This window comes from Gilvimarinus algae, assembly GCF_030518215.1.
GTDB classification, from domain to species: domain Bacteria; phylum Pseudomonadota; class Gammaproteobacteria; order Pseudomonadales; family Cellvibrionaceae; genus Gilvimarinus; species Gilvimarinus algae.
Genome location: NZ_JAULRT010000062.1, coordinates 298,727 through 316,525, shown reverse-complemented (window position 1 = coordinate 316,525; position 17,799 = coordinate 298,727). Strand labels below are relative to the sequence as shown.

The following is a 17,799-nucleotide window of genomic DNA, read 5'->3' as shown; positions in this document are numbered from 1 at the left end:
TCTAAAAAAGGAAAGAGTTATCCTCCCTTTGCCTCTCGAGCACTCACCACCATGCGGTATAAAAGGCGATCAAAATCAGCACGACGGCCAGACTGGCCAAGTTGAAACCGCCCGTTGTCGCAAAATCGACTTCATCGAGCTTGACCGCCTGCTCTTTCGTTGCACCCTTCCCAAGTAGCGACACGACAACAGCCGCCAGCACACAGAGCAAAAACACAAGTCCAACTCTGTCCATAAATGGCAACTCAGGCCAAAGCAATTTAAAAGCGAGGCTGAGCACGGCCGAACCTACTGCAGCCACCAGGCCTCCAGTAGCCGTTGTCTTCGACCAGAACATCCCCAATACAAACAGCACCACGATCCCCGGGGTAAAAAAACCGGTAAACTCTTGAATGTATTGGAATGCCTGATCAAACTGCCCAAGCAGAGGTTTAGCAGCGAGCATGGCAACAATCAACGCTGCCAAGCTGATCAATCTTCCCACGCGCACATAGTGTTGTTGACTTTTGCCCGGTTGCTTGCCAGCGTAGATATCCATGGTGAAAATTGTCGATACACTGTTGGTCATAGACGCCAGAGAAGACACTATCGCCGCCACCAAGGCCGCAAAAATCAAGCCTTTAATGCCCACAGGCATTAAATTCATCAGCGATGGATAGGCTTGATCGGGCTTGCCCAAATCCGGTACTAACAGAACTGCCGCAATACCCGGCAACACCACAATCAAAGGCATGAGCAATTTTAAAAACGCTGCAAATACAATCCCTTTTTGCGCCTCGGTTACACTCTTTGCCGCCAAGGTGCGCTGAATGATGTATTGGTTAAAGCCCCAGTAAGACAGATTCATTATCCATAAGCCACCAATCAATACCGAGATCCCGGGCAAATCCATGTAGTGCTCGTTCTCCCTGGCGAGAATCATGTCGAATTTTTCCGGAAGCTCTGAAGAAAGGGTCATGAATCCCTGAACGACGCCACCGTTATCCGATATCAAATTCAGCGCCGTGTAAGACAAAAACAGACCACCCAATACCAACAATACCACTTGGATGATGTCGGTCATGGCAACGGCTTTTAAGCCACCGTAAAGCGAGTACGCCAGGGAAAATACTCCGAGAAAAACCATGCCATAGATTAGATCCACTCCGACGATGGTGTTAATTGCAAGAGCTCCCAACCAGAGCACGGCCGTCAGATTCACGAAGACATAGACACCCAGCCAGAACACCGCCATGACAATTCGGACCCGGTGGTCATAGCGCTGCTCCAAAAATTGGGGCATGGTGTATATTTTGTTTTTCAGAAAAATCGGCAGAAAGTACTTTCCCACCAGGATCAAGGTGATAGCGGCCATCCATTCGTAAGAGGCAATCGCTAATCCGACTTGATAACCCGAGCCGGACATACCAATGATCTGCTCGGCCGAAATATTAGCCGCAATCAAGGATGCGCCTATTGCCCACCAAGGCAAGCTATTTCCCGCCAAAAAATAGTCATTAGTGTTTTTTTCGTGGCCCGACTTTTCTCTCGACACCCACCAGGCGATGCCAATCAGAGCCACGACGTAGACCACAAAAACGGCTAAATCCAGAGTCTCAATATTCATTGCGCTTTGCTCTCGCTGTTATACATTATTGTATTTTCGGTCGCCGCCCTATCGGGAAAACGCGCCGTCTTCTGCGGTACAGATATACACCTTTTCTTCAAAACCGGTCTTTGCTTGATACTTATCGGCCACTACACGCTTGACGTCGTCAACCAGCACTGTTGGGCAAAGAGCAACTATGCAGCCACCAAAGCCGCCGCCGGTCATGCGCACGCCGCCGGTATTGCCGATCACTGAGTGCACAAGATCCACCAGATAGTCAACCGGCTCGACGGTAATCTCAAAATCATCACGCATGGACAAGTGTGACTCGCGCATCAGCGTACTGACCAGATCGTAGTTTTTCTCACGCAGGGCGCTGTACATTTGCACGGTACGCTGGTTTTCCGTAACGATATGTCGGGCCCGGCGGAACTCTTTGTCCGTAAGAGAGGTCTTCCCCTTTTGCAGAAGGTCATTATCAGCCTCTCTGAGCGAGGCCACTCCGAGCTTTAGTGCGGCGGCCTCGCACTGCTGACGGCGCAGATTGTACTCACTGTCGACCAAACCACGCTCGACATTGGAGTTAATGATCACAATCTGATGGTCAGCCGATATGGGCGTGTGCGCTTCCTCCAGCGTGCGGCAATCGAGCAGCATGGCGTGACCCTTTCGGCCATTCGCCGAGATTAACTGATCCATAATGCCGCAGGAGCAACCGACAAACTCGTTCTCGGCACGCTGGCCAATTCTCGCCGCCTCAACGCCATTTAATCCCAGGGAGAAAACGTCGTTCACCGCTTTGAGCAAGGCAATTTCAAACGATGCCGATGAACTCAGGCCGGCGCCGCGCGGCACATTACCGGAGACCAGAAGGTCCAAACCCTCAATTGGCCCCACCGTCTCTTGCAGCACCTTAAGCACCCCACGTACGTAGTTACTCCACGTAGAGTTTTCATCAAAGCCAATTTCACCTGTTAACGTGAAGCTATTGCGCTCCCCGCCAAAATCCAGAGCGATAATATTCACATGGCGGTCTGTCCGGGGAGCGGCCAACACTTGAGTGCCAAAGTTAATGGCGGCGGGAAACACAAACCCTTGATTGTAATCGGTGTGCTCACCGATCAAATTAACCCGGCCCGGCGCAAACGCCGACACCGAATGGCGTTGATGAAAATATTTTTCAAAGTGACTAAACAGCATGACACCACCAAATCGATTTATTGTTTGCTTTTGTAGTGAAGGCTGGGCAGCGAGCGTAGCCGTTCTGCGGCCTGCTCCGGCGTAATGTCTCGCTGCGCTTCGGCCATCATTTCATAGCCCACCATAAACTTGCGCACCGTGGCGCTACGCAGTAACGGTGGGAAGAAATGTGCGTGCAGCAACCACTCGGGGTGGTCATGCCCATCAAAAGGCGCCCCGTGCCAACCCATAGAATACGGAAAAGAAGTATTAAACAAATTATCGTAACGCGTTGTTGTTTCTTTGAGTATGTCAGCCAAGCGGTAGCGCTGCTCATCATCCAGCTCAGTCATACGCATCAAAGGCGCACGCGGCAATACCAGTGTCTCAAATGGCCAAGCCGCCCAGTAAGGTACGACCACCACCCAATGATCGTTAAGACATACAACCCGCTCATTAAGTGCCAACTCGCGCTCGACATAGTCACTCAGCATGTTGCTCGCATGCTGAGCGTGATAAAGGGAAAATTGCTCGCATTTTTTCGCTACCAGTGTGGGCAATTGATTTTGCGCCCATATCTGGCCGTGCGGATGGGGGTTGGAGCACCCCATAACCGCGCCCTTATTTTCAAACACCTGTACCCATTGATAGCGCGCCGACAGCTCTGCGCACTGCTCCTGCCAACAACGAATAACCGCTTCGATCTGCTCCGCAGGCAGCTCGGGCAGCGTTTTTCCATGATCCGGAGAAAAGCAAATCACCCGGCTGCAGCCACTCTCAGCCGCCAGGGTGAACAGTGGATCATCACTGCAAAAGTCCGGACCCTGCTCGTGCAATGCCGCAAAGTCGTTGTCGAACACAAAGGTTGAGCGATATTCGGGATTACACTCGCCGTTGACCCGCTGATTACCGGCGCACAGATAGCAGCTCTCGTCGTAAGCGGGGCGCGCACCGTCATCGGCCGACTCTGACTGTCCCTGCCAGGGACGCTTAGCTCGGTGAGGCGACACCAGTATCCACTCCCCCGTCATAGGGTTGCGGCGGCGGTGGGGATGCTCTGTCGGATCAAAAGATTCGCTCATGGGGACAACCTGTACAACAGTAACTGTTTATCAATCTATTCAATGACTGGTATCACAATAACCAGCCTATAAGTCACGACGCTTACCAACCTTGCATTTCCTGCAGGGACAGCAAGTTAAACGTTTTCACTTTTGCGCCATTTAACTTTTTGCGGCGTTAGCGATAGCCCTCGGGATTCAACGACTGCCAGCGCCAGAGGTCAGCGGTCATCTGCTCAATACTGCGCTGCGCTCGCCAATTCAGCTCGCGCTCGGCCTTCGTAGTATCAGCCCAGCACTCGGCGATATCACCAGGCCGGCGCGGCTTAATCCGGTAGTCAATGGTTCGCCCCGAAGCCGCCTCAAAAGCCCTGACCATGTCCAGCACACTACACCCTCTTCCAGTGCCCAAGTTAAACCTGTGCACCCCGGGCCGGGCCGCCAGTTTCTCCAGCGCCGCCACATGTCCGGCCGCCAGATCCAGCACATGGATATAGTCTCTAACCCCTGTGCCATCGCGCGTTGGGTAGTCATCGCCAAATATCGACAAGCTCTCACGCTTGCCGATAGCCACCTGAGCAATAAATGGCATCAGGTTATTGGGAATACCGTTCGGATCCTCGCCAATCAAGCCACTCTCATGGGCTCCAGCGGGGTTGAAGTAACGTAAGACGACCACACTCAAAAGGCTGTTGGCGGCGGCCACATCAGTGAGCAGGGTTTCGACCATCAGTTTGGTGCGACCATAGGGGTTGGTCGCATTCAAAGGAAAATCCTCTCGAATTGGTACCGTCTCAGGGTTGCCATAAACGGTTGCCGAGGAGCTGAACACCAAACAACTCACGCCGTGGCGGCCCATGGCTGAGACCAATTCGCGGCTGCCGCAAAGGTTTACATCGTAGTATTCCAGTGGCTTTTCATTGGATTCACCTACCGCTTTGAGTCCGGCAAAGTGAATCACCGCTCCAAATTGATGAGCGGTAAACACTTGGTCTAGCGCCTCAGGATCACGTACATCGCCGCGCACACAAGGCACTTCACTCCCACTGAGCTGCTCGAGCCGCCCGATCACCTCGGGCTTGCTGTTGACGAAATTATCCAGTACGACCAGGTCATGCCCACTGGCCAGCAACTCTAGACAAGTGTGGGAACCAATGTAGCCAGCCCCACCAGTAACCAAAACCTTCACAGTATCACCTCATGGGTACTCGATTTTCGAACAGGGTATACGTTTTACCTAAAAAAGGGAAGATCTGAATCGAAAATGCAAATACGGCCAGTTTTATCGGGAAAATAGGGTTACATCCGGACAAATTGTCCGCTAAAATTCATAAAATAGAGGGGAAAGGTTTACACCCAATAGGAAAATCGAGGTTAAATGGCCACTATTAAAGACATTGCGGACGTCGCCGGCGTCTCGCTCGCAACGGTATCCAGAGTGATCAACAACGGCCCCAAAGTGGGCGATGCTACCCGCGAACGAGTCAAAAAAGTCATGGAAGAGCTGGGCTATCGCCCCAACGCCAACGCCCGCGCTCTGGTGACGCGCAAGAGCGCTTCGCTGGGCGTGGTGATCGCCGAGCTGCTGGATCCCTTCTTTGCCACCCTTGCCCACGGTATTGATGCCGTAGCGCGCCGACAGAATGTGCAAATTCTAATGAGTGCCGGCTCCATTGAAAAACAAACTGAACTCAAGGCCATTGACACTCTCCTGCAACACCGCTGCGAAGCCATGGTGGTGCACAGCAAGGCCCTGGACGACAAGACGCTGGTGGAGTTTGCCTCGCAGGTGCCGGGCTTTGTGCTGATCAACCGCTATATCGAAGAAATTGGGCACCGCTGCGTCTGGCTGGATAACGTCGCTGGCGGTCAGATCATGGCCCGCTACATGCTGAGCCAAGGTCATCAGAAATTTGCCTTGGTGAGCAGTAAATACCAGATTGACGACCCCTTTCAGCGCTTAACCGGTATTCAAAAAGAGCTGGCCGACGCGGGCATCGAGCTGCCCGACAGCCACATTGAATACAGTACGCCGGATCAGGAAGGTGGCGAGATCGCCATTCGCAACCTGCTCGCCCGCGGCGTCGAGTTTACCGCTGTGCTCGCCTACAACGACGCCATGGCCTCGGGCGCCATGACCATGCTGCAGGATCACGGGGTAACTATTCCGGCCGACGTGTCGATTATGGGTTACGACGATGTGCTTTTGGCCAAGTACTGCCGGCCCAAGCTCACCACCTTGCACTACCCTATTGAAATGATGGCCTCCAAGGCAGCCGACCTGGCTCTCGCCTACGCCGGTGGTAAAGTGCCCGAGCCCGGTGTGACCTTTAAATACACACCCACCCTGGTCAAACGCGAATCGGTTGTGGCCGTCAAGGCGCCCTAACCCCGGGACAGTTCAGCCTTCAGCAAAACCGCCGGGACATTGCTGCCCCGGCGGTGTTCGTTAAAGCGCGTACGGATCACTCACTAGCAAACGTGCGGATATAAGCCACCACATCTTTGAGTGCTTGCTCATCAGGCAGCATAGTGGCAAAGGTGGCCATTTGCTGGCCGGCAGGGTCGCGCGGGTCGCCGCCGCGGGCGCCGGAGCGGTAGTTTTGCAGTTGCGTCAGCAAATACCAGTCGGCCTGACCGGCGAGCGCCGGAGCCCCCAGCTCGCGATTGCCCTGGCCCTGAGGGCCGTGGCAGGCAGCGCAGGCGGCGTAGTGCTGTTTGCCCAACTCGGCGTTGCCCTCAATCGTCGCCGGCTGTTCGGCCCGCTCCAAACCTTCAAGATAGCGGGCCAGACTGGAAATGTTGCTGTTCGGCTGGGCCTCGGCTTTGAGAAAATCCAGTGCCGCGCGCATGGAGATGCCATTGGGGTCGCGAAAGTGCGTGCCGCGAACCCCTGCATGAAACTTCTGCAGCTGGGTTTGCGCGTACCAATTCTCGATGCCCGCCAGAGGCGGTGCCGCCTGGGCGCGATCACCCACGGCATTGCCACCGTGGCACCCGGCGCAGTGCTGGCCGTAGAGCGACTCACCCCAGGAAGCACTGCCCCACCCCCAGATCTGCGGCTCAAACACGTACTTGGCCTGGTACTCGGCGTAGGCATCCGCATTCACTCGCTCAAAGCTCAGCGCCAACCCCGAGGAGCGCAGCTTGAGCGCCATCTGTGTCTGAGTATCAGTGTCGTTGATGAGGGTCTGAAGGGCGTCAAGCTCCGCGGCGCTGGGCTCTGCTCCCCTTTCGCGCCAGACATCCAATGCCGCCAGGCTCATCAGGCCCAATCGCCCGGAGGGCAGGCCTTGCCAACGCGTGAGGGTGTTGCTCAGGTCCGCCGAGTTTGTCACAAGCACGCGCTTGGCGACCAGGTACTCAGGCGTTTGCTCCAGACGTTTAAAGCCCTGCAACAAATCACCGTCAACGAGAATATCGGCATTGTTCATCGCCTGCCAATAAAAATCCCCGTGATTCAAGGCCGCCAGGGTAAAGGCCTGCGCCGACCACTCGTCCACCGACAAGCGCGTACGCAACCGCAGCAATTGCTCGCCGGCGTTTTTTGAGGGCGGCAGCTCTGACAGCGCCAGTAGCGCCCATAGACGAGCGCGCGGGTCGGTGTCGTTAATCGCCTCGGCCGCCAGCGCCAGATCGGTCGGCGTGGCATTGTCCACCAGCGCCTGAACAGCGTTTTTGCGCGTGGCCCCTGATGGGTGCTTGAGCGCGGCCTGAATCGCTTCCAGTGCATCGCCGGAGGTGGCGGTAAACGCCCCCAGGCCGTGCAGCGTCCAGACCGCGTGGATCGAGGCCACGTCCAGACCCAGAGCATCGCGCCGGGGAGCACCGGTCAGCAGTGCCTGCAGCGCCGGCACGGCGTCCGCCCGCTGCTGCGCCACCAGCTTGCGTTGAGCGGTCAGGCGCCAGAACATATTGTCGTTCGACAAAGTCTCAACCAAAGTCGCGGTATCGGCACTGCTCAAGTCCAGTGGCTGGTAGGCTGGCGCATCCTTGGCCACAACGCGGTAGATGCGCCCGCGCTTGCGATCGCGCAGTGGATTAATGTGCGCATTGCCCTTGCCCATCTCGGCGTCAAAACCGGCCGACTCCTCAGAGGGCTGCGGATTGTGCTGAATGATAAAGTTGTACCAGTCGGCCACCCAAAGTTGCCCATCCGGCCCTACTTCCATGTGCACGGGTGATAACCACTCATCGCTACTGGCGATGATGGACCCCAAGTTCTTCGCCCGGTAACCAACGCTATTGGCCAGCGGCTCAATCGCAAACTGCCCGAGCAAATGCGCGGTGGGCTCACCGATAAACGCGCCGCGATTCCAAAAGCGCTCGGGGAAAGCGCGCGCGGTGTAAACATTCAAACCGGAACCTGCGGTGTAGCGGCCAATGTTATCCACCTGCAAATAGTTGTAGGTCACGGGAAAAATCTGACCAAACTCCTCAATCTGCGCCGCCAGTTGTGGGGACACTTCCTCGTGGCGACCGTAAACGTAGCTGCGCCACAGGGGCACATGCCACACAGGAGCGCCGTTGGCGGTGGAGCCAAACACTTCAAATTCTTCGTTAAACGCCAGGCCCCAGGCGTTGTTGCTCAGCTGCGCCACGGGCTCAATCTCGCTGCCATCGAGATTCATGCGGTAGAGCCCGTTTTGAAACGACTCGCCATTTTCATCTTCCGGTGCCTCAGAGTAACCGACCGAACCCCACAGGTGGTTGTCGTGCCCGTACTGTAAATTTGAGGGCCCGGCGTGAGTGTCCCTTGTGCCCCAACCGGTATTAAGCACTTCGCGCAGATCGGCTTTGCCATCGCCGGTGGTGTCTTTTAAAAACAGAAAATCCGGCGCTTGCGAAACAATAAAGCCGCCGTTGTAGGCCATGATGCCGGTTGGCACACTCAAGTTATCGGCGAAGACCTCGCAGCGATCCGCCCGGCCATCGAGGTCGGTGTCTTCGCACATGGTGATGCGGTCATTGCCCGCGCCGCTGTCGACCCGGTCATTGGGGTAATCCACCGACTCCACCACAAATAACCGGCCTTTTTCATCCCAGGTGAATGCCACGGGATTGACAATATCCGGCTCACTGACAAACAGTTGTAACTCAAAGCCCTCGGGCACCATGGTCAATGCCATAGAGTCTGCGACACTGAATGCCTCCTGAAACCGCGGCGCAGGTTCCACCCGACGGTAGTTGGGAATGGTCAGTGCGTCGCGATACTCGCCCTCGGGCAAAGTGGCCACCAGCGCCCGATTGGCCTCGCGCTTTTCATCGCCCACCGCCCAGAGAATGCCGTTAATCAGCAATTGATGAAACGCCGGCTGACGCCAGGTGCGTTCATCGTGACCGTAGGCGGTGTAGAACACGCGGCCCTCGCCCTGCTCGCGGGTCCAGCTCCAGGGCTCTTGCTCGCGCTGCATAAGCACCGTGCGCTCGTCTTCATTGTGGTCGCTGTGCACATAGGTTTCATCCCAGGTTTCAAAGGGCGTAAAGCCCTGCATCACCGGGTGGTCTTCCTGCCCGGGCACAATGGTCGCGGTGAACTCGCCAGCGCCATGGCTTGCAAAGCGGGCGCCCACCAAATCGACAAAAGCATCCGATTCACCAAAGCAGGCACTGGCACTGTGCACCGGCAAAAAGGCGCCGCCGCTTTCCACGTAGCGCAGCAGGGCCGCCTCCCGCTCGGGAGAGAGCTCAGAATAATTGGCGTAGAGCATGACCGCATCGACATCGGCCAGCCCCTGATCGCTTAAGCGCTCAAGGTCTTCCACATACTCCATAAAGATTTTTTCGCGCCCGAGCGACTGATTAAACAGTGGCGCATTGATGTGCGAGAGATGATACCCGCCACTGTCCCGGCGCTGATCGTGGCCGATAAATAACAGGTGGATAACGCCCTCTTGCTCACTCAACAGCGCCTCAGGCTTCGGCGCTTCTGGCTCGGAGTTGGAGCAGGCGTTTAGCAGCGGCCACACAAGGGCCAAGGCCACTGCGAAAAACCGTGGGCCCCAGGGGGCCCTTTTTGTGTTGTCTGGTCTCATAATCTTTATCACTTTTTTAATTATTGTTTGACCAATGCTATTGGTCCAGAGTAAAGGCGGGCATCGCCTTCAGCTCGCCACCGGCCAGTGCCGACTCGTGCGCTAAAATCCCGACACAAGTGATATTGGCCGACTCCACGACATTCGGGTAGGCGTTGTAGTTTTCCAGCACGGCGCGAATAAAGTTGTGCACCAAATGCGGGTGTGAGCCACCGTGGCCACCGCCCTGGGTAAAGCTCAGGTGCTCGTTGGCCTCGTCATAGACACCGTGGCCGGTAAACGCGCGGATTTCTTCGGGCAGCAGATGCGCGTAGTCCGGCACGCTGACTTTTTCGGGGGCTTCCGGCTCGGGCTTGCCGCGGGTGTGAATCACCGGGTCTTCGCCCTCCACCAGCGGCCACTCGTAGGATTTTTCCGAGCCGTAGACGTCAAAGCTCTCGCGGTACTGGCGGGCGGTATCGTACAGCGAGCGGTAAATACGCGCGCCCACGTCCGAATCCTGCATTTGAATATGACAGGACTCAATGGCAAAGGGCGAGCCGTAAATGCCGGCAAATTCATCGCGTATTTTGCCCGAGCCAATACATTGCACTTGGCTTGCCAGCTTGCGCTGCAAACCCAGCACGGGGCCAACACAGTGAGTGGCGTAGTGCATGGGCGGCATACCCTCCCAGTAGCTGGGCCAGCCGTCCATATCCTGCTGGTGACTCGCCTGCAAAAACTGAATGCGACCCAGCTCGCCGCGATCATACATTTCTTTAACAAACAGGTACTCGCGGCTGTAGACCACGGTTTCCATCATCATATAGACCTTGCCACTTTTTTTGGTGGCGTTAACGATGCGTTCGCAATCTTCAACACTGGTGGCCATGGGCACGGTACAGGCGACGTGCTTGCCGGCTTCAAGCGCCATAATGCTGTGCTTGGCGTGATCGCCAATGGGCGTGTTGATGTGTATGGCGTCCACATTCGGATCGGCCAGCATCTGCTCGTAAGAGGTATAGCGGCCGGCGCTCACGCCAAATTTGTCCGCCAGCTCGTTCAGGCTTTGCTCGTTGCGCTGGCACAGGGCAACGACTTCGGCGTTGGGGTGCGCCTGATAAATCGGAATAAATTCCGCACCAAAACCCAGCCCTACTAATCCTACGCGCAATGTCTTGTTTGTCATGGCTCCTCCTGGGGAAACGCTTTGCGTGATTATTAAACGGGCGCCGCCCAGCGGCGCAGAAACTCCAACCCCTTGCGGGCAAATTCGTCTTGCGAGCTGGCAAAGCGGCGCCAGATACACACGGCTTCGGCCAGACTGGAGGCGTCGGGGGAAAAACTCTCAATGGATACCTTGCCGTCGTAACCCACCGCCGCGAGGCCCTCGCGCAAGCCGGCCCAATCGCTGTTCCCCTCGCCGGGTACGCCTCTGTGGCTGTCGGACACCTGCACATGCACCAACTGCTCACCGGCCTGCTTAACGGCCGCGCAGAAGTCCACCTCCTCGATGTTCATATGAAAGCTGTCCAGGGCGATGCCCAGGTGCGGGTGATTGACATCGGCGAGCATTCGTCTGGCATCGCTAACGGTGCAGATCATGTCGGTTTCAAAGCGGTTGAGCGGCTCGAGCCCGAGCTTTACGCCGCGCTCGGCGGCTATACCGGCCAGGCGGTTAAGGTTGCTGGCCGAGCGCTCCCATTCGCCGCGGCGCAGCGCTTCGCTCGCCAACCTGGGTTTGCCCACGGGCGCGTAGAGCGGCCCCGCCAGGACTTGAGAACCCAGGCCCTCGGCCAGGGCGAGGCAAGCGCTGAAATAGTCCATCGCCCTTGCCAGCGTCTGCGGGTCTTGCGTGCTCAGATCGCGCTCACCCACCACGGCGGTGCAGATAACCGCTTCGAGCCCAAGATCCTTTAACACCGGGCGCAGCCGGGCAGCGTCTATGTGCGCCGGGTCTTCCACGGGCAACTCGACAAAATCAAACCCCATGCGGGCGATGGTTTCCAGCAACGCCGTCTGGTCGCTGGTAAAAGGGGATGTCCACAGCCAGGTACTGGCGCCAAATTGCATGTTACAACTCCCGGTTCATTATATTTATGGCTGGCCACATGCTAGCGCCATTACCGGGTAGTGGCTTGTACCTTGTCGTAAAAAAATTGTATTATTTCGACATGACTGATCTGGACGCCTGGCTCTCACAGCTCGACCCGCGCCACTCTGCCGCGCGGATTTTTGAGTTTATGCCGAGCGTGCTCTACTTCGTCAAAGACCGCTCCGGGCGTATCCTCACGGGCAATCAGGCCTTTGCCGAGCGCTGCGGCTGCGCCAGCGCAAAAGAACTCTACGGCCGCCGGGACGACTCCCTCTTCCCCCGCTATATGGTGGAAAAATTTCGCCGTGACGACGCCACCGTTTTTCGCACCGGCGCCCCACTGCACGGCCTGATTGAATTATTCCCCACCCGCGAGGGCCTGCCGGAGTGGTGCGTCACTCACAAGGTGCCACTGTTTGATCTCACAGGTGAGGTGGTGGGCCTGTGCGGCATTGTGCAAAGCTACGAGCGCATGTCCGATCACCCCGAGCAGCCGGTGTTTAAAGTGGTGGAGCACATTCGCGCCCACTACGCCGAACGCCTGAGCATTCCCGACATTGCCCGGCAGTTCGGCTTTTCTCAGCGGCAGCTGGAACGCCGCTTTGCCGATACCTTTGGCGCCAGCCCGCGCGAGTACATTATCCGGCTGCGCACCCTGGTGGCCTGCGAACATTTGCGCAGCGGCAATGCACCCGTTTCTGAGGTCGCACTCGAGTGCGGTTTTTACGATCACAGCAGTTTTATTCGCCATTTCAAACGGATATTGGGCGTCACGCCCCTCGCCTACCGCAAACACCAGAGCGGACAAGCCGGGTACTAGCAGGCTGTTAACGCTGATTGAATACACCTGCTGGAAACCAGTTTTGTTTCCAGCCCTTCGATATCACTTTCGAATTCATAGCGATACAGAAGTGTCCCGCCATCCCGGTACAGAGGCTTTATCAGGTACACCTGTACTGCCACAAAACGCCAGCTGTGAATCTGTATTGCCTCGCCTCTGCGCCTTAGTCTGAGCACTCGACGAGCTGCAGAACAAGGCGCACAAAAATGCTGGAAACACTGATCGCCCAGATGGGCATTATTGCCGTCATGGTCGGCACACCCGGGCCCAATAACTTTTTGTTGATGTCCTCTGGGGTTCACTTTGGCGTAAAGCGCACACTGCCTCTGGTAGCGGGCATTATTGTCGGTTGCCTGTCGATGATCTCACTGCTCGCCGGCGGCCTTTCACCGGTCCTGGAGCAACACCCTCAGGCGCTGCTGATTCTGCGCTTTCTCTGCGCGGGCTTTTTGCTCTATCTGGTGGTGCGGCTGCTACGCGCCAATCAAGCGTTACGCGGCGGACAAGCGCGCTTGTCGCCGCTTGGGTTTTGGCGGGGCTTAGCGTTTCAATGGGTGAACCCCAAGGCGTGGATGATGTGTCTGACGCTGCTGGCGATGCAAACGCCCGAGCACAGCTCGCCCGTCAGCACGCTGGCGCTGCTGGTGGCCTTTGTGTTTTTATCGGCGCCCATACTGACGAGCTGGAGCGCCGCCGGCCAGAGCCTGAAAGGCTGGCTCAACCGGGGCAAGCATCTGCTCTGGTTTAATCGCCTGACGGCTGCGGCCCTGGCGGCAACGGTTTTTATGCTGGTGTAATTAGGCCAGCATAGTGCGCCGGTATAACCCATTGAGTGGGCGATATAAAAACCCGTTAAAAAATCTTGTCCAGTATCTGCCGATAGCGCTCAAAGGCTTCAAACTGCGGCATGTGGCCCACCCCCTCCAGCTCGTGTAGCTGCGCATCGGGGATACGCCGGGCGGCGCGTTTACCCAGTTGATCGTACTGGCCGAGGGTGTAATCCACGCCCGGCTTTTTCCAGCCGCGCCCTGGGCCTGTGGTGTCGCGCGTGCCGATAATCAAATGCGTGGGCACGGCGATGCGCTCAAACTCATTGACCACCGCGCCGGTAAAAATCAAGTCGTAGGTCAGGGCATTGTTCCAGGCCACTTGCGGCCAGTCGGGCCCGGCGATCCAGCCTTTGTGAATATCCGTCAGCTGCTCGTACTCGGGTTTCCACTGGCCGTCGTAGTAGTTTTTCTTTTGGTAGGCGATCACGCCCTCCAAGGTTTTCTCAAGTTCCTGCTCGTAGAAAAACTGCGGGTCTTTGTACTCGACATACTGCAGATAATCCTCAAGCCCCACGGGGTTCACCATTACCAGGCGTGTGACCTGCTCGGGGTAGCGCAGCGCGTAGCGCGCCGCCAGCATCCCGCCCATGGAGTGGCCCATCACCACTACCTGTTTGAGCCCGAGTGCGTCGGTGAGCGCGCGGGTGTTGGCCGCCAGCGCCTCAAACGAAAACTGGTAGTGCGCAGGCTTGGAGGATTTACCAAAGCCAATCTGATCGGGCATCAGTACGCCATAGCCTTTTTCACTCAGGTATTCGGCGGTTGCCTGCCAGTAGTCAGCCGCAAAGTTTTTGCCGTGGAGCAAGAGCACCGTCGGCCGCTCGCCTTTGGCGGGCAGGTGCATATAGGCCATTTCCAGCGTCTGGCGCTGGGAGCTAAAGCGGTGCGTGTGGACGCTATAGGGGTAGTCGTAACCGGTTAGGCGGGCGTCAAAACCGGTTTCGGCATGACAGATCGCCGCACTGAGCAGCAAAAGCAGTCCGATTTGCGCGGGTCTCCACATTTTTGCCGAGCCTCCTCTCACATTTGGGTGTAAACTGAAACGCTAACGGACTACAGGGAATGGCACCAGTAAGGAAGGGTAAAACTGATGAACTGTTCAATAACACTGCATAATATGATGAGCAACGACGGCGAACTGCCTACCATCGAGTTAACCACCCCGAGGTTAAGGTTGCGCCAGTGGCAGGCCAGTGATTACCGGCCCTTTGCCGAACTCAATGCCAACACCGACGTGATGGCTCATTTTCCAGCCCCCCTAACCGCCGCCGAAAGCCGCCAGATCGCCGACAAATGCCACCAACTGATCGCCAGCCGCGGCTGGGGCTTTTGGGCCGTGGAGCTCAAAACCACCGGCGAATTTATCGGCTTTGTCGGCCTGCACACGCCAAGCGATGCCCTGCCCTTTAGCCCCTGTGTCGAGATTGGCTGGCGCCTCGCGCGCCCCTACTGGCGCCAGGGCTTTGCCACCGAGGCGGCCGAAGAGGCGCTGCGATTTGCCTTTACGGTATTGGGTCTGCCCCGGGTGGTGGCCTTTACCCCCATCGACAACCACCGCTCGCGCGCCGTTATGCTGCGCCTGGGCATGCGCAACACCGAGGAGAACTTTCTCCATCCGGACATCGCCGCCGACAGTCCCCACGCCGAACACGTGTTGTTTGCGATTGAGCAACAGCAGTGGAAACGCCAGCACGCCCGCGTGCAACTCGGCTAGCCCTTCGCACGCCTCGCGACGCTCATTTCAACTTGCATACGTATTCATCCGCCCTGCATACGTATGCAACTTTTGCCTCTCACCCCTTTGGCGTTAGCGTCTTACCCGGCGCAACAAAACCATAAAGCGCCGGCAGAACATCTGTTTTCACGCCGTTCGTGAGAGCCCTCTCACCTGTGTCATACCTGCCTGACCGCGCAACCGCGCGACATAATCATAATGAACCTGGAGACACCTGATGAAACTGTTAACACAATCCGCCCGAATGCTGAGCGGTGGCGCCGCGCTGCTGCTCGCCAGCCACGCCGCCAACGCCAACACCGCTTTTGTGCATTTGTTTGAATGGCGCTGGAACGACATCGCCGACGAGTGCGAAAACTTTCTCGGCCCCAAGGGATTTGATGCGGTGCAAATCTCGCCGCCGAGTGAACACGTCAACATCCCCCAGTGGTGGGCGCGCTATCAACCCATTACCTACCAAAACCTCACCAGCCGCAGCGGCACCGAGGTCGAATTGCAGAGCATGATCAACCGCTGCCACAACGCCGGGGTAAAAATTTACGCCGATATCGTCGTCAACCAGATGGCCAACAACCTCGACGGCGGCGCCACCGGCATCGGCGGCACACCCTGGTCGCCGCGCCAATACCCCGAGTTCAGCCCGCAAGACTTTCACCCGAGCTGCGACACCAACTACGGCGATGCCAATTCGGTGTGGAGCTGCGAGCTCTACGGCATGCCGGATCTGGATCACAGCCTGCCCTATGTGCGCAACACCATCGGCGCCTACATCAAACGGCTGAGCGATATGGGCGTGGACGGCTTTCGCATCGATGCAGCCAAACACATGCCGCCTTCTGACATTGCCGGTGTGCTGCAGGCCGCCGGTAACCCCTGGGTGTTTCTTGAAGTCATCGGCGCCGCCGGCGAGGCCGCCGCCATTCAGCCAACCAACTACACTTACATGGGTCCGGTAACCGAAATGGGCTATGGCCCGGCAGTAGCGGGCAACTTTAATGGCCAAATCCAGCACCTGCTGAGCCTGGGCGAAAGTTGGGGCCTGCTGCCTTCGGCCGATGCGCTGGTGTTTATCGACAACCACGACCGCGAGCGCGGCCACGGCGGTGGCGGCAACCTCACCTACAAAGACGGCGCCACCTACAACCTGGCCAATGTCTTTATGCTCGCCTACCCCTACGGCTACCCCAAGGTAATGTCCGGCTACGAGTTCACCGATACCGACGCCGGCCCGCCCGCTCCCGGCGGCTGCAGCGCCACGGGTTGGGTGTGCCAGCACCGCTGGGACAACATCGCCAACATGGTGGGGTTTAGAAACTACACCGCCGGTGCCTGGAGCCTCGACAACGCCGTCGTACTCAGCCCCAACGCCATCGCCTTTGGCCGCGGCGACAAAGGCTTTGTACTGATTAACAACGAAAACCACAGCGTCAACCACACGCTCTACACCGGACTGCCAGCGGGCGATTACTGCAACATACTGGCCGGCAGCGCCGAGTGCAGCGGCGCGGTGATTCAGGTGGACGGCAGCGGCAACGCCAGCTTCACAGTGGCCGCCAAATCCGCTGCGGCCATACACGGCGGCGCCATGGCCGGCACAAGCAACCAGCCGCCTGTGGCGCAGCTAAACGCCGCGCCGGCGGCGCAAGTGGCTACGGGTACCACCGTCACGCTCGATGCCACGGGCTCGAGCGACAGCGACGGCAGCATTGTCGCCTACCTGTGGAGCACCGGCGCCACAGACAGCCATATTGCTGTCACACCGCAAAGCGCCGGCAGCGTCAGTTACAGCGTCACGGTCACCGACAACCAGGGCGCTAGCGACACGGCCAGCATTGAAATCACCGCCACCGATTCAGGCGCTGCCAGCGTGTTCGAGTCACTGTACTTTCGCGGCACCGCCAACGGCTGGGGCACCACTGCCATGAACCTGGTGAGCGATTACACCTGGCAGACTGACGTGTATTTGGACGGCCAGGCCAACCAACGCTTTAAGCTGGATGTGTACGGCGACTGGAGCTACAACTTTGGCGATAACAACGGCGACGGCGTGCTGGAGCAAACCGGCAACGACATTTTCACCGGCGCCATCGGCCACTACCGCTTGCAGGTAAATGACCAGCAGCTGAGCTATTCACTCACACCGCTGGGCGGCTTTAGCAGCAACTGGAATACGCTCTATGCGCGCGGCACGTTTAACAGCTGGGGATGCACGGCCATGGCACTCGGCGGGAACAACGTATGGAGCCTGACGGTGAGCTTGGACGGGCAAAGCAATCAGCGCTACAAGTTTGATCGCCATTGCGACTGGAGCGACAACTACGGCGACGCCAACGCCGACGGCACTCTGGAAAACGGCGGCGGCGATATCTACACCAGCGCCACCGGCAGCGTCACCCTGGAGGTAAACGATGCCAGCTTGCAGCACAGCCGCTATTAAGCGGCGTTAAAGACGTGGG

13 protein-coding genes are annotated in these 17,799 nt (G+C 57.5%); 5 read left to right on the top strand and 8 right to left on the bottom strand.

From position 1 onward, the window contains the following. Nucleotides 1-43 precede the first annotated feature (43 nt). From QWI16_RS16130 to galE, 4 genes are all read right to left on the bottom strand, one after another. Complete coding sequence (locus QWI16_RS16130) at nt 44-1,606, bottom strand: sodium/sugar symporter (RefSeq protein ID WP_302714651.1); 1,563 nt, start codon at nt 1,604-1,606, stop codon at nt 44-46. 48 nt (nt 1,607-1,654) lie between these two features. Next, nucleotides 1,655-2,788: a galactokinase gene (galK, locus tag QWI16_RS16125; RefSeq protein ID WP_302714649.1), complete on the bottom strand. Its 1,134-nt coding sequence runs from the start codon at nt 2,786-2,788 to the stop codon at nt 1,655-1,657. A 17-nt stretch (nt 2,789-2,805) separates the two neighbouring features. After that, complete coding sequence (locus QWI16_RS16120; RefSeq protein WP_302714647.1) at nt 2,806-3,849, bottom strand: UDP-glucose--hexose-1-phosphate uridylyltransferase; 1,044 nt, start codon at nt 3,847-3,849, stop codon at nt 2,806-2,808. A 157-nt stretch (nt 3,850-4,006) separates the two neighbouring features. Further along, a complete protein-coding gene (gene galE / locus QWI16_RS16115) occupies nt 4,007-5,017 on the bottom strand; it encodes a UDP-glucose 4-epimerase GalE (RefSeq protein ID WP_302714646.1) in 1,011 nt (336 codons plus the stop codon). 189 nt (nt 5,018-5,206) lie between these two features. On the opposite strand from galE, the gene QWI16_RS16110 reads away from it, so the two are divergent. Then, nucleotides 5,207-6,217: a LacI family DNA-binding transcriptional regulator gene (locus QWI16_RS16110; RefSeq protein WP_302714645.1), complete on the top strand. Its 1,011-nt coding sequence runs from the start codon at nt 5,207-5,209 to the stop codon at nt 6,215-6,217. 76 nt (nt 6,218-6,293) lie between these two features. Here QWI16_RS16110 and QWI16_RS16105 read toward each other — a convergent pair whose 3' ends face one another. The 3 genes from QWI16_RS16105 to QWI16_RS16095 all read right to left on the bottom strand — a co-directional run bounded on the left by QWI16_RS16105 (nt 6,294) and on the right by QWI16_RS16095 (nt 11,915). Next, the gene (locus QWI16_RS16105) at nt 6,294-9,812 is read right to left on the bottom strand and encodes a PVC-type heme-binding CxxCH protein (RefSeq protein WP_302714643.1); all 3,519 of its coding nucleotides are present in this window, start codon (nt 9,810-9,812) and stop codon (nt 6,294-6,296) included. An 88-nt stretch (nt 9,813-9,900) separates the two neighbouring features. Continuing rightward, nucleotides 9,901-11,031, bottom strand: a complete 1,131-nt coding sequence (locus QWI16_RS16100; RefSeq protein WP_302714641.1) for a Gfo/Idh/MocA family protein — start codon at nt 11,029-11,031, stop codon at nt 9,901-9,903. A 32-nt stretch (nt 11,032-11,063) separates the two neighbouring features. Then, entirely contained in the window at nt 11,064-11,915 is an 852-nt protein-coding gene (locus QWI16_RS16095; RefSeq protein WP_302714639.1) for a sugar phosphate isomerase/epimerase family protein, read from the bottom strand. A 101-nt stretch (nt 11,916-12,016) separates the two neighbouring features. Here QWI16_RS16095 and QWI16_RS16090 point away from each other — a divergent pair, with 101 nt between their 5' ends. Beyond that, a complete protein-coding gene (locus QWI16_RS16090; RefSeq protein ID WP_302714637.1) occupies nt 12,017-12,757 on the top strand; it encodes an AraC family transcriptional regulator in 741 nt (246 codons plus the stop codon). 227 nt (nt 12,758-12,984) lie between these two features. Then, nucleotides 12,985-13,575, top strand: a complete 591-nt coding sequence (locus QWI16_RS16085; protein ID WP_302714634.1) for a LysE family translocator — start codon at nt 12,985-12,987, stop codon at nt 13,573-13,575. A gap of 55 nt (nt 13,576-13,630) precedes the next feature. Here QWI16_RS16085 and QWI16_RS16080 read toward each other — a convergent pair whose 3' ends face one another. After that, nucleotides 13,631-14,611 carry an alpha/beta fold hydrolase gene (locus QWI16_RS16080; protein WP_302714632.1) on the bottom strand — a complete coding sequence of 327 codons (981 nt, stop codon included), beginning with the start codon at nt 14,609-14,611 and terminating at the stop codon, nt 13,631-13,633. 87 nt (nt 14,612-14,698) lie between these two features. Between QWI16_RS16080 and QWI16_RS16075 the strand changes: the two genes are divergently transcribed. Continuing rightward, entirely contained in the window at nt 14,699-15,322 is a 624-nt protein-coding gene (locus tag QWI16_RS16075) for a GNAT family N-acetyltransferase (protein WP_302714631.1), read from the top strand. A gap of 238 nt (nt 15,323-15,560) precedes the next feature. Next, nucleotides 15,561-17,780 carry an alpha amylase C-terminal domain-containing protein gene (locus QWI16_RS16070; RefSeq protein WP_302714630.1) on the top strand — a complete coding sequence of 740 codons (2,220 nt, stop codon included), beginning with the start codon at nt 15,561-15,563 and terminating at the stop codon, nt 17,778-17,780. Nucleotides 17,781-17,799: the final 19 nt, after the last annotated feature.